Genomic DNA, 18833 nt, shown 5'->3' on the forward strand with positions numbered 1-18833 from the left:
GCCCCGAATAATCGGGGCGTTTTTTTGTGCGGGACCTATCAGCAGGTGCAGCACATCATCGGCATGCCGTTGCAGCTCATCATCATCGGCATGGCGCAGTCGTTCATCATTTTGTTCATGAGCATGCAGCAGTTTTCCATCATGGCCATGCTCATGCCCGGCATCGGCATCGGCATCGGCATCGGCATCGGCATCATTTTGCACATCATACTGTCGCCCATCAGGGTGCATTCCATCACACACTTCATCATCGGCATCGGCATGCCCATCATGGGCATCATGTTCATGCCGGTCATCATGGCCATGGCGTCGGCTGACATGCACATCATCGACATGTTGGCGCACTGCATCATCATCGGCATGCCACAGTTCATCATCATCGCCATCATTTCGGCGTTGGTCTTGAACTGAGCCATGTCCATGCCGGTAGCCGGCTTCATGGTGCACATCATGGCGTCCGCAGCCATTTCGCATTTCATGGTGGCCATCATCATCGGCATGCCCATCATCGGCATCATTGGCATGGCGGTGTTCATCGGCATCTGCATGGCGTTCATCATCTTCGAAACTCCGTAATCGACAGGAAATGAGTAAGTTCTGGGGCCGATTCTAGAGACGCCAGGCGGTGGCGCAAGACGGCGGCAGAGCAGCAGGAATGGATGTTCGCAGGGAAACTTAGTTGAAGAAAACAGCTGCAAACGTTGTGATAACGAGTATTTCGGCGCTATTACGTATGTCATGACTGTCAAACGAGACAGACCGACGCGATGGATATTCGATTGCGCAATCTCGACCTATCTTATGGAAATAAACGATCTAACCGGGCGTACCTAGCGTTCAGTTTCCTTCAACGTTTGCATCAGTTCCTCCGCTTCCGACCCTGGCGGGAGGCGGAAACCGTACATCTCATCCGCCGCCAGGATCTCGCTCAACGCATCGAGCAGTTGCATCTGCGTCGGCGATTCACGCAGCAGTTTGTGTGCGGGCAGTAATAACTCGGAGGAAACACCCTGGACACTCGCTACATCGATCACGGCAAACAGGATAAAGCGCAAACGTATTTCGCGATCCGTAGGCCAAACCGTTTTTAGCTTACCCATGGTGCATGGCCTCCATTTTTCGGAAAAATCCGAGGCTATTGATGACCGCAGGGTGTTTCAAGCACAGGGAAGCAAGATAGGCCGCGTCCTACAGAAGAAAGAGAAATACCGCACCGATCACTCAATGAGGCCACAGGTTCAAGCGTTGTGCTGACGTTGTCGCGTGCCCGTCAAACGGTCATTGCACGGGCAGGAAATTCATCAGCAATAAACTCTGGGCGTAGTTGAGGCCTATGCGTCGATAGCGCTCATCGAGCATCTGGGTCAGCAAGTCAAGGCGCGCAACAATCTTGCCGAACTCCACCGCGAAACTGAGGTTGCTGCCCTCCTCCGAGATCTCATTGGAAAACAACAACAGCACGCCATTCGCATCCTGGCGCTTGCTCAGCAGCCAGGTGGCCTTCTCGATGTTACGCGCGGCGTTGCTGACGAATTCAGGATTGATCGCGTCAGTGATGTAGAACTCGGTACGGCCACCGTGAGCGGTCACGATCATGCTGCCGATGGCATAGATAAACGCCCCGACCCGGTCACCTTTGAATTCAGGGCTCAAGGAGTAACTCAGTGCCGCCAGGTTACGACGCTCCCCCAGCGCCGGAAGGGTTCGACGCTGCTCGATAGCCTGGCGAATCTCGCGGGCCGCGCTCACAGCGTCCGGGTAACCCGACTGACGCCACTGGCTGGGGTTTCGCAGATAGAGCTTATTCATCAGCAAATACAGGCTTTGCAGATTGTCACGCATGCCCAGCGTTGCCATGCGATCGACACTGGTCTGGAAGAACTCATCGGGTTTGCCATTGCTGAACTGCTTGGCGATATCCCGGCCCTGTTGCTGGCTGCAACCGCTGGCACAGAGCATTAACGCGGCGGCCAGCAGCAAGGGGCGGCGCATCCGTCGAATGTGCAAACAAGTAAACGTGCGATCCATCGGCACCCGATCTGGTTCATCTGCCCACGCGGGGATCGGCGGGGCTGGGACAAGGATAGAGCCGAGAAATCCCAAAAAGTGCAATGCTGGTGGGGAGATAGTTGTAAGCAGAGACCGCCGGGACGGCGAAAAGACGTATCCGTGACGAATATTTTTTCCAGGGTCTATACTGCTTGTAACAGTTGCGTGTGTTGTCGGCGATTCAGGGTGGCATTTCAACCTTTTAACGGCCTGACACGGTTGCCTACATCGCCCCCGGCATACTCACCAGCAACTGTACTTGAGGGTGACGGCAATGAAACATCCAATTCGAGCACAAATGGTTGTTCAGGTAATTTGCCTGCTTTCGGTGGCACAGCTTTTTTGCTGAGCTAGGTATTACCGCTTTAAAACTCAACCGCAGGCGCGGCGGTGGAGGGTATTGCCTGTGACACACGGGTGAACCGGCCCGACATCCTTTCTGTCGGGCCAGAACGTGCATCTACAGCAAGACCGTGGCGAGCATGCCCAAGGCGCCCAGGCAAAAGCCGATCAATGCGCCTCGCCCGGGGATTTCATGGAACAGCGCCCAGATCACCACAGGCTCCAGCAACAATAACGAGGTGACTGAAACCACCGTGACCACCCAGATGTCACCGACCGCCAGATACCCCAGCCAATAAGCACCCAACAGGCAAAGCCCGGCGAAGCACATCACGGCCACCGGCATAACGAACCCCTGCCACGAGCCGTCACCGGCTTGAGCCAGCCTGGCGGTTACCACCTCACTGTAGATTGCACAAAACTCGCCGATAACCATCAACCCTAGAGCAGAAACTCCGAGTAATTCTTTGGACATATCAAAAACTCCTTCGTATTCAACGCACTGTTTTTCAACTCCCAGCTGGCGATGCCATTGCTGAGGGTTTCGCTGCACAGATACGAAGCAGCCTTGAACAGGCCTGAATGACCGAAGTGCTTTTGCATGCTCATGTCCTTCAAAAGGGGGTGAATCTCAGCGCCCAGGTAAGGCGCACGTGGTGATCATACGTTCCGACAATCACGGTGAACAACCAGCCCCCCAAAAGCACCGCAGACGCCTGATTGTTTTGGCGTGTTTGTAGAGGCTCGCGGCTCGATCTCTCGACCAAACGACCCTTATGACAACTAAATTTATTGCGGCACACCTTGTTACAACCATTTGAGCCTGGACATTGCCCCCTTAAGAACTTCGACCGTTTGTTTCAATCCTAATGCCAGGCGTGCTTTAACCCATGAGCGCCTGCTGACAACCCATAGAGGTTCAAAAATGAAAATGACACTACCCGCCCTGGTTTTAGGCGTGATGATTTCGCAAGGAGCGATGGCTGCCGGAGACGGTACAGCCGCTCTCGGAGGCGGCGTTGGTGGTGCACTTGGCAATATCGTAGGCCAGCAGCTTGGCGGCTCGACGGGCGCTGCCGTAGGCGCAGGCTTGGGGGGTGCCGCCGGTGGAGCCGTCGGTGCTCAGAAAGGCAATAGGGCAGAAGCCGCTATAGGGGGTGGGGTTGGGTCTGCTGGTGGATCGCTCATAGGCAATCGCCTCGGCGGCACTACCGGCTCAACTATCGGTGCTGGTCTCGGCGGTGCTGCAGGTGGCGCGCTCGGCAACAACCTGGCGGATGATGAGAGCGGTCATCGATCGGACGGCAAAAAGCACAGAGGCAACAATAAGCACAAACATAAGAACAAGCGCCATTGATAAACCGGGGCTCGACGGGCATGAACGGCATTAAAATTTGCCGGACTGCCCGCCGCCCCCTTCATGATAGGGCTATGATCAGGCCATCTGAACCGGACGTCCGACGCCCCATGCCCGTTGACCTGCAAGCTCTGTATCCAAAACTGATCCACTTGATGCTGGATACGGTCTTCGTCGTCGATGGCGAAAACCAGATTGTCTTCGTGAGCGATGCCTGCGAGGCACTGCTCGGCTACCGTGCGCAAGAGCTGACAGGCACCCTGATCACTCACTACATGCACCCTGAAGACCTGGCGCGCACCCGCGCCTCCATTGTCCGGGTCATGAACGGGCAACCCCATGTCGACTTCCGCAACCGTTACCTCCGCAAGGATGGCAGCGTCGTGCACATCCTGTGGGCGGCCTTCTGGTCCCAAGAGGTGGGTGCGCGAATTGGTGTCGCGCGAGACATCACCGCGCTCACCCAGGCCGAGGAGGAACTACGCTTCCTCGCCCACCATGATCCGCTGACCGCCCTCACCAACCGCTCACTGTTCAATGCTCGGCTGGACCACGCCCTGCAAACCGCACGCAGTCACAACCACACGCTCGCGTTACTGTTCCTGGACATCAATGACTTCAAGGGCATCAATGACGTGCATGGACATGCCATGGGTGATCGCGTGCTCTGCGTGATTGCACGACGACTGGAGCGCTGCGTGCGCGAGAACGACTTGGTGGCCCGGATGGGCGGCGATGAATTCACGGTGATGATCACGGATATCCAATCACCGGATGCGGTTGCCGGGAAGGTGGCGCAGATACTTGCGGTCATGTCTGAGCCGCTGGGGGCTGAGTTTGGCGGGGTGAAGATGCCAACCTGCAGTGTTGGCGTGGCGTTTTATCCGGGGGATGGGGAGGATGCGGATACATTGCTGAGTCATGCAGATGGGGAGATGTACCGGATAAAGCGGCAACGATTTGCGACTGAGGGGCGCAGTTAATCGAGGTCGACTGCCTTCCCGACTGATCCATAAACCGATACGCCGCAGATCATCTCCACCTTTCGGATACTGCAGCACCCTCAAGGCAATCAAACCCTTCCGGGGCACCACCTGACCTTTCTAGACCAATTTCTAGACCAAGAAGCGCTCGCGGCGGGCCTGCTGATGTTTGCCTGCCTAGCCGACATCGGCGAAGGCAGCCTGCTTCATCGGCGCTTAACCGTTCGATTCGCGTGAGGCAAGTATTTCACCAGAGAGGGAAGTCTTTTCAGCGCTTCTTAACCGGCAAAAGACCTACCCTGACGTGGAATCATTATTTGGCTTGGCGAAGCACAAGCTCCGACAGACGAGTTTTAACCCGGAAGCAGAATTCGCGAATTTGAAATTGATAAGCGGGCATAACCATGTAGTTCAAATCAGGACCTAATGAGTCTTTGACTTCCATGTACTTGGCAGTCTTGACCGCAATGGCTTGGTATTCCGCCTCGTATTTAGCGTAAGACGCTTTGTTATAAAGCTTTAAAACATCGATTTCTTTACGGCATTGCTCAGCGCGATTTTGGTTAAGGTTTGTTTCTGATTCTGCCTGAGCGGCCTTCGCAGAGGTGGCGATTGGGGCGTCAGTGCTGGCGCTCGAAGGTACAGCCTCATATCCCGCAGGCGAGTGTGCTGGTGTCGAAGGTTCGACTTCAGAGGGTGATTGCTGAACGACGGCAGGTGGAGGAGCCACTTCAGGTTTTTCTGGGGTTTTCGTAGCGCATCCCGCGAGGGCAAGTCCTACCACTACAACGATGCCACACATTTTATCCATCGGTTTCACCAAGAGGTATTTATGGTTGGCTGAGTCGTTAGGTTCTGGGTAAAAGCAATAACTCGTTCAGTGATCGAGTATGAATTTTCTACCAGCCTCAAGGCGCTCAGCCTCTCTTCCTTGAGTGCGCAGGTGAACGATAATAGTAAAAAAACAAAGAGATGACGAGTAAAAGCTCGTCAGAAAAGCCACAAATTTAATGGGGCAATTACTGGGAAGCCAAGCTGCGCACATACCCTGATTGTGCCGCGTCGCAAGCGGACAATCGCTTTCGCAAACGGCCACGATGAAGTGGGGTGCAGTGCACTTGTATGACGCCGAACTGAAACTATCCGCCGCGCCTGCCTTGGCGACGTGTCACAGACTTACGCACGCTCAATGGAAGACGTCGCGAGGGTAAAAGGGGTGGTCACTCATCTACGGGTGTTCCCTCCACAACCCGCGTTGAGCAAACCCGGCTAGGCAGGCTACCTTCGCTATAGTCGACGCTATTGCCGACCGTACTTCCAGGAGCTTGTACCAGTGTCCGACACGCCGATCAACGTCGCTTACACAAAGCGCTTCAACGCCGTACTCGCCTACATTGATGAGCATCTCGAAGATGATCTGTCGGTGAAGACGTTGAGCCATGTGGCGAATTTTTCGACGTTTCACTTCCATCGCCAATTCACCGCGTTCGTCGGCGTGCCGGTTTCACGTTATGTGCAACTGATGCGGCTACGACGCGCCGCCCATCGCTTGGCCGCCGTTGCGGATCACTCGGTACTGGAGGCGGCACTCGGTGCCGGTTTCGACAGTCCCGAGGCGTTTTGCAGGGCGTTCAAGCGAGCGGTCGGTATGACGCCGAGTGCGTTCAGGAAGGCGCCGAACTGGCAGGTCTGGCATGCGGTGTTCACCATCCCTCATTTTTCCAGGACTATCATCATGCAAGTACGAATCGTGGAGTTCCCCGAAGTCCGGGTCGCAGCACTTGAACATTGCGGCCCCCCCGGGCTCGTCAATGAGAGCGTGAGCAGGTTCATCGAGTGGCGCATGCAGAGCGGGCAGTCGCCGGTGGCATCGAGTCGCAGCTTTGGCATTCCCTACGGCAACCCCGACACCACGCCAGCAGAAGCATTCCGCTTCGCCATTTGCGGCGAGATTCACGAGGCGGTGGAACCGAATGCGTTCGGCGTGCGCGAACTAGTTATTGCTGGCGGTCGCTGCGTCGTAGTGCGGCACGTGGGGTCACCGGACCACATCGGCGAATCGATCTATCCGATCTACCGCGATTGGCTGCCTACCAGTGGCGAAGAACTGCGTGATCAGCTACTGTTCTTCCATTACCTGAGCGTGTATCCGCAAACACCACAGGATCAATGGAAAACGGATGTGTATGTTCCGTTGCAGTAACGGGTCGAGCTGCTTGTTGAGCGTGGCTGACGTTGGCGAGTTTCCGTTCAGGGGGACAGCTTTTTGTGAAAAGCTGTAATTGGCCAAAAGTAGACCGTCAGCCATTCCATTGATGAGCCTAACTCCGGCGTCGATTGGCACTGGCATGGGGACTGTCACTTGATTTAGTCCCCACAATTTCGGCGGCTACGTCGAATAGCAAAAGACGCCTAGTCACAGAAGTTTGGTCTGATCCCCTGCGCGAGCGCACATCTACAGTCTCAAGATGTAGATGCGTCGATCCGTCTAGTTTCAATGCTTGGAGTGTCTTGTGAAGCCTTTCTACCCCACCTTGGCTCGGAGTTTGCTGCTACGACTGCCAGAATGTCAGGCAAACACCATATTCATCGAGAAGATCATCGGCAACTTCAAACTGAAACACCTTCTCTGGAAAGCATTCTGATAATGCGCGCGCCCAATATCTGACTATCTGCTCAGCAAATAAATGACACAGACGATAATCTTCCTCCGACAAACCAACTTTCAATATAGGCCGACTCGATGCATCTTCCCATTTTGTAAAAAATTGATTTATAGGAAAAATATTTCTATATCGCTCAACATCTCTACGCGACGCACTTTTTTCACACACGCCAGCTCTAGTTTCGACCAACCCCATTAAAGGAAACTTTTGCGGATCGTATTGCTGAGCGTTAGGCAGCCAGAAAACGTGGCCGTCAGACTCAATAAAATCAGGAGAAAGCAGACCTAGAACCGCAACTGCTTGTTCTAATGACACGTAGCTTCCCACATATGAAAAAAACTCTTCGGACCCAATATCTGTAACAAACAGATTCAATGATTCTTTAGAAATATTACCTTGATAACTTTTCATCCATTCAACCCTAACCTATCAGCGCAGACTGAGGAACATTTCCCTCGAAAGCTTCTGAGTAATTTCCCATCTTGGCAAATATTTTCTGCTCGGTGCTTGGTTCCATTCAACCACTTTAATCTTAGCGCTATATACATCCCTGCGACTCTACTAAGCCCCTGCGCGTAATTCACATCCCTTTCTGAAGCGACTGGAGTCGATAACAGCCAGACATCGGATTCAGCCCCATAATTTTTTCCGGCCGACAAGCCTGCGTGCTCTATGACGGCGAGACTGAGACAACGTTTTGTCCTCGGCGCAATGAGCCAAGAGCGCGGTCAGCGGAATGTCTATAGGAAAGCCATCCTCCAGCCATTTAAGCGCTAGTCCCGACCAATATTCGGAATGCGACATCAAAGCTGTGATCACCAGCGGCTGCAACGCTATGTTGGCAGGTAGCGTATATTTTTTGCTAAGGGCTCTTACCGCATCAGGCAAATCGAGTGCAGCTGTTTCGAAAGGTTTCTCAAGCAGCGGCAATAGCCAGACATAGCTGAATTCTTCGTTCATCTTCTCCCCCGAGGCTGCTATCGACACCAAGGCGTTCATCAAATTGAGGTAACGAAGCGGGTTTCGAGGCCAACGGACACCGGCGTATCAGAGGGCAACAAGTCCGCCCCTACTCTTTCGCCATCACTGAAGAGATACATCGATAGAGTTTCTCGCTCGCCAAACCGCCATTCTAGAGAACCTATGTCTCCCAGATATTTCTCGTCGTTGAAATAGTATTGGTCGTGCAGCAGCACGCTCAGTCGCTTTCCCAAAAGCGAACGGGCGTTTTGCAGGTATCGGCCAGATCTTGCTGGGGATGAGGAGTGGCGACCAGGCATCGAGTACCTCATATACGTGGGAATGGAGGCAGATACTACACAATCGCCATTACCTCCGCTCTTGGCGGGTTAGCGACGGCCTGACCTCTGCGCATCGACAGGCGGTCATCTTTCTACCGAAACTAGCAGAGCATAGCGGTGCCGCCACAGGCAGTGGCGAAAATGAGTAACTCAACCTATGTACTATGACTAGAGTGATAGCCGGTAGCGACAACCAGGACCACTGCGCAAGCTATTGAAATTGAAGGGTTGCAGGCTGGATATGTGTTAGTTCCTGCAGGTTGTGAAATCTTTATCCATCCGATGTGTCAAAAACGGCAACCCTTGGCTTAAAGAATTCTGGTCACCTGCCGCTATAGAGGTTGAGTCTTGCTGTCTTTTCTATACAAGACGAGGGAAAATGCTTTCGCATCATGGATGTATGACCTAAAGCCACTATCCTTCTGCATCAAGAAGGCACTTGTAGTTAAAGTGCTTACCGAAACGCGGAAGGACAAGAGTTATAGTGATTATCAAAATTAAAGGGATATTTATGAGATTCGCTAAACTGTTCGGGGCAGCAACTCTATTCGCCTCTATGATTGCATCTGCCCAAGCAGGCACCATCGTCACCGTGAAGGTGAAGAACTCTACGACCGGTCCAGCCGCGTACACTTTCGAGTATTTTTCAGGGAGTGTAGCCCCCACTCCAAGTACGATTCTGCCGTCTGCAATGACAACATTTGCCCTGACCAGTGTCGCGGATACGGTTTCAGGAATGCGGTTTGTCTATACGTCAGGTAATAAGAAATGTCGTTTTGCAGCAAGTCACCAGGTCAATCCAACGACTAAAGCCCCTAGCTGGACTAAAATGGGCACTAGCACTGGTTTCGATAACGCTACTTGCAATGCAAATATCACAGCAATTCAATCGGCGCCTCCCTATAACTACACTGTCGAATTTGAAATCAAATAATCCGACATTTGTATAGGAACCTTAGCTGAAGATAGCTCTCGAGCTATCTCCAGCGTATGGAGTATCACCATGGACATTTCGATTAAATCGTATCAAGCAAGTACACAGGCAAAAGTTTCTACACAAGAGAAGCTTCCTTCGTCCAACCCTGTAAATTTACCTTCAGGGGATACCGCCCCCAAGACGACGGAGACCGTCACAATCTCCGATTCTGCACGGGCACTGTACGCATTAAGTAAGGCTGATGATAAACAAGCCTCTATGTCCGATAGGGATTTAAAAGGACAATATGCAAAAGGTCAGAGCGATATGTACAATTTCGGGCAGCGGATTGCTGGCGGGAATCTTAATAATGAGGATCTACTTCCCAAAACAGACGACCCTGCCCGTTTAGCGTTAGGTCAGCAGTCACTGGATTACGCCATTGGGCTTTCTAAACTCCCTCCCGAAAAGCTTCCAAACCCATTTGAAGGCATGGCCCGAAACGGGCTAAGCAATATTGTTTATGATGATTCAGGAACCTATACGGATGCAGAACGGTATGCCGCTTATGGGGAGCTTAGTAAGCAGGATGAAACATATTTTTCCAAGTTGTACGCCACTATAACGAACGGCGGAGACAACAGTGAAATCTTCAAAGGCATCATGGACTATTTCGATGACCTTCCAGGGGTCGAGAAAGCGGCATACCCTGATGGCTTTAGGGACAGTATAAAAAGTCTTTACCAAGAGCAGTTAGGACAATCGGGGCCGCTCGCCCTTCTCCGGCAATCGACTGAAAACGACGCTGATAAATTGTCACCGAGCTTCTTCAACAAGGAACAATCACCGGAGCAGATGTTACAGGCCGTCTTAGAAAAAGCGATTGCTCTTTCGACGGTCTGACCAGCCCAAAGCACTGGTGCAGGCGTTGGGCGTTGGAGTGGAGCGTCAGCAGGATTTCCGGTTTACTCTGCTGGAGATCGCCGACCTTCACGCCATGCAGCAAGAGATTGATGCACGTGAAAGCCACTGGAAAGCCGTGCTAATGACGCGATCATTTGGCTACAACCTCAACTGAGCGCATGTCACTGCCTGGCTGCGCCACCGTCTCAGAAATCATGATGCCGAAAGGTGCCGCACAGCCGACGCACTGGGCGCCGCTAGGCCGCTCATTGCGGGCATTCCCGCCTCAACACCCGCGAAACGCTTGCAGCATGGCGAAGCCCCTTCGCCTGTCAATGTCAGCAACCCACCCTACTCCGTCGGCCCAACACATCCCACTTAATGCCAACACATCAGTAGGTAGCCCAGCAAACTGCAGGCAAAAAAAATCCCGCAAAGCCTCTGGCTCGCGGGATTTCTTTATGTGTTTGGCGGGAAACCAGGGATTCGAACCCTGGAGACGCTATTAACGTCCGCCGGTTTTCAAGACCGGTGCATTCAACCACTCTGCCAATTTCCCTTGTGCGTCACGAGATTATAATAGCCCATCCCGTCTCAGCGGGCGCCATAATACCCGAATGAAACACACTGTCAAACTCTCGCCATCGCTTGTTACAGAGCGTCTGTTATGATCTTTGCGACTGAACGTTTCAAAACCGAAGGAGTGTCGCCATGCGCGAACAGAATTACGCAGTGAATGGCAACGCGCAGGCTGAGCAGCTTGAAGTCAGCCGCGTGTTGCGCAACACCTATGGCTTGCTCGCCCTTACCCTCGCATTCAGCGGCGTGATGGCGTTCGTGGCGCAGCAGATGCGCGTCGGCTACCCGAATATCTTTGTCGTGCTGATCGGCTTCTATGGTCTGTTCTTCCTGACCAACAAGCTGCGTGACTCGGCGTGGGGCCTGGTGTCGGCGTTTGCCTTGACCGGTTTCATGGGCTTTATCCTCGGCCCGATCCTCAACCGCTACCTCGGCATGGCCGGTGGGGCGGAAGTGGTCAGTTCGGCGTTTGCCATGACGGCCCTGGTGTTTGGTGGTCTGTCGGCCTACGTGTTGATCACCCGTAAGGACATGAGCTTCCTGGGCGGCTTCATCACCGCGGGCTTCTTCGTGCTGCTGGCGGCCGTGGTCGCAGGCATGTTCTTCCAGATCAGCGGTCTGCAACTGGCGATCAGCGCGGGTTTTGTGCTGTTCTCCTCGGTGTGCATCCTGTTCCAGACCAGTGCGATCATCCACGGCGGTGAGCGTAACTACATCATGGCGACTGTCAGCCTGTATGTGTCGATCTACAACCTGTTCATCAGCCTGTTGCAGATCTTCGGCATCATGAGCCGCGACGACTGATCGCTAGCGCAATAAAAAATGCCCCGTATCGAAAGATACGGGGCATTTTTGTTTCTTACGTATCGAGAGCAGCCAATCAGTACTGGTTGGGCTCCATTTCCAGATCGACCTTGAAACGCTCTGCAATGTCGCGCTGGATACGCTGGGCCAGGTTGGCGATATCGTGCCCGGTAGCACCGCCGTAGTTGACCAGCACCAGCGCCTGGAGCGTGTGCACCCCGGCATCCCCCTCACGAAAGCCCTTCCAGCCGGCCTTGTCGATCAGCCAGCCGGCCGCGAGCTTCATCTGCCCATCGGCCTGTGGGTAAGCCACCAGGTCCGGATACAGCGCCTGCAGTTCAGCCGCCAGCGCCTGGGACACCAATGGATTTTTGAAGAAACTCCCGGCATTGCCCAGCTCTGCCGGGTCCGGGAGTTTTTCCCGACGGATGCTGCAGATGGCCCGGCTGACATCGCTCGGCGTCGCGTCGGTGATGCCCTGGGTTGCCAGGCGCTGCTGCACCGGGCCGTAGTCGAGTGTGAGGTGGCTGGCGCGACTCAGGGCAAAACGCACCCTCAGGATCAGCCAGCGCCCGGTCTCGTGCTTGAACAGGCTGTCACGGTAGGCGAAGTTGCATTCTTCCAGGCTGAAGTCGCGCAGTTCGCCAGTGTGTCGGTCCAGGGCGGTGAGGCCGACGAACACATCCTTGATCTCCACACCGTAGGCGCCGATGTTCTGCATGGGGGCCGCGCCAACGGTGCCGGGGATCAGACTGAGGTTTTCCAGGCCGCAGAACCCCTGTTCCAGGGTCCACAGCACGAACGGGTGCCAGGCTTCACCCGCCTCGGCTTCGACCACCACCTGCGTGCCGTCATCGTGCAGCACACGGATGCCTTTGGTGGCCATGCGCAGCACCAACGCCTGGATGTCCTGGGTCAGCAGCAAGTTGCTGCCACCGCCGATCACCAGCAACGGCAGCGCCTGCGCAGCTGAATAGGCCAGGGCCTCACGGACGTCGTCGTCGCTGTGGGCCTCGGCGAATAACTGGGCACGTACGTCAATGCCAAAACTGTTGAATGGCTTGAGCGATACCTGCGCAAGCACCTGCAAGGTCATAACCGCCCCTTCAATTCGATCACCAATAAATCACAGGCACGTTCGATCAAGTCCAGGACCCGTTCGAAGCCTTGTTCACCTTCGTAATACGGGTCGGGGACTTCGTCCACTTCAGCCTCGTAGCGGCGCAGGAACAGATCCAGCTCCGCCTTGCCCTGCGCCGGCTGCATGGCCTTTAGGTTGCGCAGGTTGCTGTGGTCCATGGCCAGGATCAGGTCATAGCGCGCAAAGTCGGCGCGCGAGACCTGCTGGGCCCGCTGGGCCGACAGGTCGTAGCCACGCACCAACGCCGCACGCTGGCTGCGTGGGTCCGGCGGGTTGCCGATATGCCATTCGCCGGTACCGGCGGACGCTACGTCGACCTGCCCCGCCAGCCCCGCTTCACGCAATTTATGGCGCAGTACGCCTTCTGCGGTGGGCGAGCGACAGATATTGCCCAGGCAGACAAACAGGACCTCCATCAGGCCCCCAGCAGGCGACGGACGCGCTCAAGGTCTTCCGGGGTGTCGACACCGGCCGGCGGCGCTTCCAGCGCATCGCCCACGTGGATGCGCACGCCGTGCCACAGCGCCCGCAGTTGCTCCAGGGATTCGGTGTTTTCCAACCAGCACGGGCCCCAGCTGACGAAGTCATGCAGGAAACCGGCGCGGTAGGCGTATATGCCGATATGGCGGCGGTAGGGCACGCCTTCCGGCAACACATCAGGTTGCTTGGCAAACGCATCGCGGGCCCATGGCAAGGTCGAACGGCTGAACGTCAGCGCCAGGCCGTTGATGTCGCTGACCACCTTCACCACGTTCGGGTTGAACAGGGTCGCGATGTCTTCGATAGGCTCGGCCAGGGTCGCCATGCGGGCTTCGCCATGGGCTGCCAGGTTGGCGGCTACCTGGTCGATCACGCTCGGCGGGATCAACGGCTCGTCACCCTGCACATTGACCACGATGGCATCGGGCGCGAGGCCAAGTTTTGTGGCGACTTCGGCCAGGCGATCGGTGCCGGAGTTGTGATCTTCACGCGTCAGTACGGCTTCGGCGCCGAAGCCTTGGCAGGCTTCAATGATACGCGGGTCATCGGTGGCCACCACCACGCGCTCGGCGCTGCTTTTGCAGGCCTGTTCCCACACCAGCTGGATCATCGGCTTGTCGCCGATCAGTTGCAGCGGCTTGCCCGGCAGCCGGGTCGACGCATAGCGGGAGGGAATGACAACGGTAAAGGCTGTGGTCATTTATCCAGGCGCTCATCGGTGGTCAGGGTGCGGGCTTCGCTTTCGAGCATCACCGGGATGCCATCACGGATCGGGTAAGCCAGGCCGGCGCCTTTGCTGATCAGCTCGGTTTTGTCGGCGCTGAGCTTGAGCGGGCCTTTGCAGATCGGGCAAGCGAGGATGTCGAGCAGTTTGGTGTCCATGAGTGTTTCCTGGAAAGAAGCGGTTTAAGGCAAAAGACGGGCAGGCAACAGACGCATCAACTGCGTGTCGAACCAGGCAACGAACGCCGGCGACGGCAGTGCATCCACCGCAAGGTACCACCAGTCGGGCTGGGCAAAGGCGCGGCACTTCACCGCGTCCTTCTCGGTCATGACCAGCGGCAATGACGGCGTAAAATTCAAGACCTCGGCACTGTATGGCGCGTGGTCGGCAAACGCATGGGATATCGGCTGCCAGTGTAGCGTTTCAAGGGTATTGAAGAAACGTTGCGGGTTGCCGATGCCGGCGACCGCATGCACTTGCTGGCCCGGTGCAAAATGATCGACCGGCTGGCGCTCGCCGGTCTGTAGATTGACCAGCGCGGCGGGCTGCAAGCGAAAGGCAAAACCGTCCTCGCGGTCGCTGGCGGCGCCGTTATAGAGCAGCGCGTCGACACTCTGCAGCCGCTCCACCGGTTCGCGCAACGGCCCTGCCGGCAGGCAACGGCGGTTGCCCAGGCCACGGGCGGCGTCGATCAGCACCAGTTCAAGGTCACGGGCCAGGCGGTAATGCTGCAGGCCGTCGTCGGAGAGAATGAGGTCCAGGGTTTCACTGGCCAACAGCGCCTTGACCGCACGGCTGCGATCGGGATCGATCATTAGCGGTACACCGCAGCGCTGCACAATCAACAAAGGCTCGTCACCTGCCAGGTCAGCGCTGTGGCTGGCTTCGACCCGCCACGGCAACTGTGGTGGCTTAGCGCCATAACCGCGACTGACTACGCCCACGCGCAAGCCGCTGCGTCGGCAGTGCTCGATCAACCAGAGGATCAACGGCGTCTTGCCCGTGCCCCCCACAGTGATATTCCCGACCACCACCACCGGCACCGGCGATTGATAGATCTCGCCCTCACCCGCCAGAAAGCGTGTGCGCTTGCGTTGCACCACCCGGCGATACAGAGATTCCAGCGGCCGCAACAGTGCGAGTGCCGGATGGCCTTCGTACCAGGCCTTGAGCAAACGATCGGACATGGCCATCAGGGTGGGCTCGCCGCCTCGACGGTGGTCATGCGCAGATGGCTGAAGCCGAGCTTGCCGGCGGCATCCATCGCAGTGATCACGGCTTGGTGCTGGGTCTTGCCATCGGCGCTGATGGACAACGGCCGCTGGGTGTCACCGCCGGACTCTTTCTGCAACGCATCCATCAGGCTGGCGAGGTCGTTTTTCTCGAGCAACTGATTGTTCACCGAAAACACCCCGTCAGCGCTGATGGCGATGTCCAGTTGCTTGACTTCCTGGTCTTCGGCCGGCGAGCCGCTCACGGCTTCCGGCAGGTCGACGCGCAGCTCGGTTTGTCGGGTGAAGGTGGTGGTGACGACAAAAAACAGCAGCAGGATAAACACCACGTCGATCAGCGACGCGAGGTTGATATCGACATTTTCCCGTTGCTTGCGGCGAAATTTCACGCTTTGCCCCCAACCAGATCCACGTCACGGTCGCCCTGCACCACTTCCACCAGTTTGATGGCTTCCTGTTCCATGCCCACCACCAGTTCATCAATGCGACGTTGCAGGAAACGGTGGAAGAATACCGAAGGAATACCCACCATCAGGCCTGCTGCCGTGGTGATCAGCGCCTTGGAAATACCACCGGCCAGCACGGCCGCGTTGGTGGTCATGCCGGAGCCCATGAACGAGCTGAAAATATCGATCATGCCCAGTACCGTACCCAGCAAACCGAGCAATGGCGCCATGGCGGCGATGGTGCCGAGGGCGTTGATGTAGCGCTCCAGTTCATGGATGACGCGCGCGGCGGCCTCTTCGATGCACTCTTTCATGATCTCGCGACCATGCTTGGAGTTGGCCAGGCCGGCGGCGAGGATTTCACCCAACGGCGAATTGGCGCGCAGTTCCTTGAGTTTGTCCTTGTCCAGCTGCTTGTTCTTGATCCAGGACCAGACCTGCCCCAGCAGATGCTCGGGGGTAACGCGACTGGCACGCAGGGTCCACAGGCGTTCGGCGACGATGCCGAGTGCGGCGATAGAGCTCATGATGATCGGCAACATCATCCAGCCGCCGGATTTGACCAATTCCCACACAGTGAATGTCCCCTCGAAAAAGTGCGCCACTTTACCATATAGGTTCGTCGGCCACAGACCCCATCGGCCGCGGCTGCCAGAGCCTAAGGTAACCGCTCGCGCCAGAACCTGCGTTGACTGCGCGCAACAACCGGTGGTGCGAAAGCGCCCAATTGCACGCGCACAGCACCCTGCTCGGCACTGTCATACACCTGGCTGCCCAACCGCTGGTAGCGCGCCATCACCTGGGGATGCGGATGGCCGAACGCATTACCCCGCCCCCGTGAAATAAGCACGGAACCAGGGGCGAGGCGCTCCAGAAACGCCCACGACGAAGAACTGCGACTGCCATGGTGCGGCGCTTGCAACCATTCAGTGGGCACCGCCAGCGGGGAAGCGAGCATGGCCTGTTCGGCGGCGCGGTCAATGTCGCCGGTCAGCAGCAGGCGCTCGCCATTGGCCTGCACCTGCAACACGCAAGACTTCGGATTGCCACTGATGGCGCCAGGCCACTGCCAGAGTTCGAACGTCACGCCGTCCCAGGTCCAGCGCTCGCCACTGATGCACGGCCGGGTGCCGAGAAACGCCGGCAGCCCGTCGGTTTCTCCACCCACCACGCGCTTGATCGGCAGGCCCTTGGCAATCGCTGCCGCACCACCGGCATGATCGGCGTCGGCGTGGCTGAGCAGCATCAGGTCCAAGGCCGCTACCCCAAGCTTTCGCAACGACGGCAACACCACGCGGGCGCCCAGGTCAAAGGTTCCGGAGCGTGGACCGGCGTCATACAGCAAAGTGTGGTGACGCGTGCGCAAAATCAGCGACTGTCCCTGCCCGACGTCCAGCTGCACGACCTCCACCTGCCCATGGGGCACCCGTTCTTGCGGCGGAAACACCGCCAGTAACAGCATCGGCCAGCCCAGCAGCCGAAACGGCACGCCCTTGGGCAGCAGGAGCAGCACCGCACCGAGCAGACTCACCAGCCAGTAGCCCAGCGGCACCTCGGCCGGGATCCAGGCAGGCATGTACCCGGCCAGCCACGCCAAGCCGTTGAACAAGCCGTCCAGCGCACCGCCCGCCAGCCACAGCAATCCATCACCCACCCACGGCAGCGGCAGCAACGCGGTCCCCAGCAACGCCAGCGGCAATACCACCAGGCTGATCCAGGGCACCGCAACCAGATTAGCGAACGGTGCGCTGAGGCTGATAGGCAGCCCCAGCACCAGCAAGACCGGAAACAACCCGATGGCAATCAACCACTGCGGGCGGGTCCACGCCTGCCAAAGGCTCCACGGTCCCAGCCGTCCGCCAAACGCCAGGACCAGCACCGCCACCGCCGCAAACGACAGCCAGAACCCTGGCTGCAGGCTGGCCAACGGCTCCAGGACCAGCACCGCATTGAGTGCCAGCAGCAATGGCCACCACAGCCCCAGATGCCGGAAGCGCAAGCGCCACAACAACACCAACCCGACCATCACGCAGGCGCGCTGCACCGGCACGCCAAACCCTGCCAGCACGCCGTAACCCAGCGCGGCGCTGAACGCCAGGCCGCACGCCCAGGGCAGCCACGGCCAGGTTCGCGGCCAGCAGCCGTAGCGCGCCAACCCGGCGATCACCCCGTAGATCAAGCCCGCGAGCAAACCGATGTGCTGGCCGGAAATGACCAGCAGATGCACGGTGCCGGTGTCCTGCAACACCTGCCAATCGGTAGCGGCCAATCCGGAACCATCGCCCAATACCAGGGCCATCAGGCCGGCTTCCCGGCCCTGGGCATCCACCACCATCAGGCGCTGGCGCACGTTGTCACGCCAGGCGTGGCGGGCCGGTGCCAGACGCTCGCCGTCCTTCACCGTACCGGTGGCGCCAATCCGCTGGGCCAGCAGCCAGGCTTCCTGATCAAAGCCGTGGAAATTCAGCAACCCGGCCGGTCGTTTGAGAGTAATCGCCAGGCGCCAGCGTTCACCGCTGCGCACCGGCGGCCCGCCACGCCAGGACACCCGGATGCGTGTAGGCAACCGCGCGTTACGTGACCGGCTGTCGGTCAGTACGAAACGCACGCCCTCGCCCGTCTGTTGCGGCAGACCGGTGACCCACCCTTCCACCCAACGCGTCTGGCCGTCCAACGCTGGCCGCAGGCGGTCATCCAGGGCCCACTGTGCGCTGATGCACGCCCAACTCAGCCCCAGCAGGAAAAACGCCAAGGGGTAAGTGCGAAACGGCAACAGCATCAACGCCAGCACCAGCAGGGCGATCAGCCAGCCGGTTGCCGGCAATGCCGGTAGAAAACGCAAGGCCAGCAGCCCCAGCGCAAACGCGAACATCCCTGTCCTCATGAATCATCCTTTTCAAGTGATCCACT

Annotated in this window: 21 protein-coding genes and 1 tRNA gene; 6 read left to right on the forward strand and 16 right to left on the reverse strand. The window is 57.1% G+C overall.

Annotation, left to right across the window (positions count from 1 at the left end; all coding sequences use genetic code 11):
• Window positions 1-38: 38 nt before the first annotated feature.
• From K7431_RS08855 to K7431_RS08870, 4 genes are all read right to left on the reverse strand, one after another.
• On the reverse strand, window positions 39-560 hold the full coding sequence (locus K7431_RS08855) for a hypothetical protein (RefSeq protein ID WP_080567200.1): 522 nt from the start codon (window positions 558-560) through the stop codon (window positions 39-41).
• Window positions 561-830: 270 nt separating this feature from the next.
• A complete protein-coding gene (locus tag K7431_RS08860; RefSeq protein WP_012724893.1) occupies window positions 831-1100 on the reverse strand; it encodes a hypothetical protein in 270 nt (89 codons plus the stop codon).
• 178 nt (window positions 1101-1278) lie between these two features.
• Window positions 1279-1992 (reverse strand): hypothetical protein, encoded by a 714-nt coding sequence (locus tag K7431_RS08865; protein WP_012724894.1) that lies wholly within the window; start codon window positions 1990-1992, stop codon window positions 1279-1281.
• Between the two features lie 517 nt (window positions 1993-2509).
• A complete protein-coding gene (locus K7431_RS08870) occupies window positions 2510-2827 on the reverse strand; it encodes a hypothetical protein (RefSeq protein WP_043205531.1) in 318 nt (105 codons plus the stop codon).
• 489 nt (window positions 2828-3316) lie between these two features.
• On the opposite strand from K7431_RS08870, the gene K7431_RS08875 reads away from it, so the two are divergent.
• Complete coding sequence (locus K7431_RS08875) at window positions 3317-3748, forward strand: glycine zipper domain-containing protein (protein WP_043205533.1); 432 nt, start codon at window positions 3317-3319, stop codon at window positions 3746-3748.
• Window positions 3749-3858: 110 nt separating this feature from the next.
• A complete protein-coding gene (locus tag K7431_RS08880; protein WP_043205535.1) occupies window positions 3859-4731 on the forward strand; it encodes a sensor domain-containing diguanylate cyclase in 873 nt (290 codons plus the stop codon).
• A 313-nt stretch (window positions 4732-5044) separates the two neighbouring features.
• Here K7431_RS08880 and K7431_RS08885 read toward each other — a convergent pair whose 3' ends face one another.
• Window positions 5045-5542 carry a hypothetical protein gene (locus K7431_RS08885; protein WP_224265965.1) on the reverse strand — a complete coding sequence of 166 codons (498 nt, stop codon included), beginning with the start codon at window positions 5540-5542 and terminating at the stop codon, window positions 5045-5047.
• Window positions 5543-6064: 522 nt separating this feature from the next.
• Here K7431_RS08885 and K7431_RS08890 point away from each other — a divergent pair.
• Entirely contained in the window at window positions 6065-6934 is an 870-nt protein-coding gene (locus tag K7431_RS08890; protein WP_012724900.1) for an AraC family transcriptional regulator, read from the forward strand.
• A gap of 349 nt (window positions 6935-7283) precedes the next feature.
• Here the strand turns inward: K7431_RS08890 and K7431_RS08895 are convergent, their stop codons facing one another.
• Both K7431_RS08895 and K7431_RS08900 read right to left on the reverse strand, forming a co-directional pair.
• Window positions 7284-7808: a hypothetical protein gene (locus K7431_RS08895; RefSeq protein WP_012724901.1), complete on the reverse strand. Its 525-nt coding sequence runs from the start codon at window positions 7806-7808 to the stop codon at window positions 7284-7286.
• 219 nt (window positions 7809-8027) lie between these two features.
• On the reverse strand, window positions 8028-8357 hold the full coding sequence (locus K7431_RS08900) for a hypothetical protein (protein ID WP_148270925.1): 330 nt from the start codon (window positions 8355-8357) through the stop codon (window positions 8028-8030).
• A gap of 825 nt (window positions 8358-9182) precedes the next feature.
• Between K7431_RS08900 and K7431_RS08905 the strand changes: the two genes are divergently transcribed.
• Window positions 9183-9632, forward strand: coding sequence for a hypothetical protein (locus tag K7431_RS08905; protein ID WP_012724903.1), 450 nt, complete (start codon window positions 9183-9185; stop codon window positions 9630-9632).
• Between the two features lie 69 nt (window positions 9633-9701).
• Window positions 9702-10517, forward strand: a complete 816-nt coding sequence (locus K7431_RS08910) for a hypothetical protein (RefSeq protein WP_012724904.1) — start codon at window positions 9702-9704, stop codon at window positions 10515-10517.
• 468 nt (window positions 10518-10985) lie between these two features.
• Here the strand turns inward: K7431_RS08910 and K7431_RS08915 are convergent.
• Window positions 10986-11076: transfer RNA gene (locus K7431_RS08915), tRNA-Ser, on the reverse strand.
• A gap of 152 nt (window positions 11077-11228) precedes the next feature.
• Here K7431_RS08915 and K7431_RS08920 point away from each other — a divergent pair.
• Window positions 11229-11900, forward strand: coding sequence for a Bax inhibitor-1/YccA family protein (locus K7431_RS08920; RefSeq protein ID WP_003174664.1), 672 nt, complete (start codon window positions 11229-11231; stop codon window positions 11898-11900).
• 76 nt (window positions 11901-11976) lie between these two features.
• Here K7431_RS08920 and murB read toward each other — a convergent pair whose 3' ends face one another.
• From murB to K7431_RS08960, 8 genes are all read right to left on the reverse strand, one after another.
• Window positions 11977-12996 carry a UDP-N-acetylmuramate dehydrogenase gene (gene murB, locus K7431_RS08925; RefSeq protein WP_012724906.1) on the reverse strand — a complete coding sequence of 340 codons (1020 nt, stop codon included), beginning with the start codon at window positions 12994-12996 and terminating at the stop codon, window positions 11977-11979.
• The gene (locus K7431_RS08930) at window positions 12993-13457 is read right to left on the reverse strand and encodes a low molecular weight protein-tyrosine-phosphatase (RefSeq protein ID WP_012724907.1); all 465 of its coding nucleotides are present in this window, start codon (window positions 13455-13457) and stop codon (window positions 12993-12995) included. Before K7431_RS08930 ends, murB begins: the two co-directional genes overlap by 4 nt.
• Window positions 13457-14221 (reverse strand): 3-deoxy-manno-octulosonate cytidylyltransferase, encoded by a 765-nt coding sequence (gene kdsB / locus K7431_RS08935; protein WP_012724908.1) that lies wholly within the window; start codon window positions 14219-14221, stop codon window positions 13457-13459. The genes K7431_RS08930 and kdsB overlap by 1 nt, the downstream gene beginning before the upstream one ends.
• A complete protein-coding gene (locus K7431_RS08940; RefSeq protein WP_003174668.1) occupies window positions 14218-14403 on the reverse strand; it encodes a Trm112 family protein in 186 nt (61 codons plus the stop codon). Before K7431_RS08940 ends, kdsB begins: the two co-directional genes overlap by 4 nt.
• Window positions 14404-14427: 24 nt before the next feature.
• Window positions 14428-15438 carry a tetraacyldisaccharide 4'-kinase gene (gene lpxK, locus K7431_RS08945; protein ID WP_012724909.1) on the reverse strand — a complete coding sequence of 337 codons (1011 nt, stop codon included), beginning with the start codon at window positions 15436-15438 and terminating at the stop codon, window positions 14428-14430.
• Window positions 15438-15866 (reverse strand): ExbD/TolR family protein, encoded by a 429-nt coding sequence (locus K7431_RS08950; protein ID WP_012724910.1) that lies wholly within the window; start codon window positions 15864-15866, stop codon window positions 15438-15440. Before K7431_RS08950 ends, lpxK begins: the two co-directional genes overlap by 1 nt.
• Window positions 15863-16498 carry a MotA/TolQ/ExbB proton channel family protein gene (locus tag K7431_RS08955; RefSeq protein ID WP_012724911.1) on the reverse strand — a complete coding sequence of 212 codons (636 nt, stop codon included), beginning with the start codon at window positions 16496-16498 and terminating at the stop codon, window positions 15863-15865. Before K7431_RS08955 ends, K7431_RS08950 begins: the two co-directional genes overlap by 4 nt.
• Window positions 16499-16581: 83 nt before the next feature.
• Window positions 16582-18807, reverse strand: a complete 2226-nt coding sequence (locus K7431_RS08960) for a DNA internalization-related competence protein ComEC/Rec2 (protein WP_012724912.1) — start codon at window positions 18805-18807, stop codon at window positions 16582-16584.
• Window positions 18808-18833: the final 26 nt, after the last annotated feature.

Origin of the sequence: Pseudomonas fluorescens group sp., assembly GCF_020093335.1 — a bacterium.
Taxonomy (GTDB): Bacteria; Pseudomonadota; Gammaproteobacteria; order Pseudomonadales; family Pseudomonadaceae; genus Aquipseudomonas; species Aquipseudomonas petroselini.

Bases quoted from the DNA above. Each gene is read 5' to 3' on its own strand.
- K7431_RS08855 (WP_080567200.1), bottom strand. From the start codon at position 560: ATGATGAACGCCATGCAGATGCCGATGAACACCGCCATGCCAATGATG.
- K7431_RS08860 (WP_012724893.1), bottom strand. From the start codon at position 1,100: ATGGGTAAGCTAAAAACGGTTTGGCCTACGGATCGCGAAATACGTTTG.
- K7431_RS08865 (WP_012724894.1), bottom strand. From the start codon at position 1,992: ATGCGCCGCCCCTTGCTGCTGGCCGCCGCGTTAATGCTCTGTGCCAGC.
- K7431_RS08870 (WP_043205531.1), bottom strand. From the start codon at position 2,827: ATGGTTATCGGCGAGTTTTGTGCAATCTACAGTGAGGTGGTAACCGCC.
- K7431_RS08875 (WP_043205533.1), top strand. From the start codon at position 3,317: ATGAAAATGACACTACCCGCCCTGGTTTTAGGCGTGATGATTTCGCAA.
- K7431_RS08880 (WP_043205535.1), top strand. From the start codon at position 3,859: ATGCCCGTTGACCTGCAAGCTCTGTATCCAAAACTGATCCACTTGATG.
- K7431_RS08885 (WP_224265965.1), bottom strand. From the start codon at position 5,542: ATGGATAAAATGTGTGGCATCGTTGTAGTGGTAGGACTTGCCCTCGCG.
- K7431_RS08895 (WP_012724901.1), bottom strand. From the start codon at position 7,808: ATGAAAAGTTATCAAGGTAATATTTCTAAAGAATCATTGAATCTGTTT.
- K7431_RS08900 (WP_148270925.1), bottom strand. From the start codon at position 8,357: ATGAACGAAGAATTCAGCTATGTCTGGCTATTGCCGCTGCTTGAGAAA.
- K7431_RS08910 (WP_012724904.1), top strand. From the start codon at position 9,702: ATGGACATTTCGATTAAATCGTATCAAGCAAGTACACAGGCAAAAGTT.
- K7431_RS08920 (WP_003174664.1), top strand. From the start codon at position 11,229: ATGCGCGAACAGAATTACGCAGTGAATGGCAACGCGCAGGCTGAGCAG.
- murB (WP_012724906.1), bottom strand. From the start codon at position 12,996: ATGACCTTGCAGGTGCTTGCGCAGGTATCGCTCAAGCCATTCAACAGT.
- K7431_RS08930 (WP_012724907.1), bottom strand. From the start codon at position 13,457: ATGGAGGTCCTGTTTGTCTGCCTGGGCAATATCTGTCGCTCGCCCACC.
- kdsB (WP_012724908.1), bottom strand. From the start codon at position 14,221: ATGACCACAGCCTTTACCGTTGTCATTCCCTCCCGCTATGCGTCGACC.
- K7431_RS08940 (WP_003174668.1), bottom strand. From the start codon at position 14,403: ATGGACACCAAACTGCTCGACATCCTCGCTTGCCCGATCTGCAAAGGC.
- lpxK (WP_012724909.1), bottom strand. From the start codon at position 15,438: ATGGCCATGTCCGATCGTTTGCTCAAGGCCTGGTACGAAGGCCATCCG.
- K7431_RS08960 (WP_012724912.1), bottom strand. From the start codon at position 18,807: ATGAGGACAGGGATGTTCGCGTTTGCGCTGGGGCTGCTGGCCTTGCGT.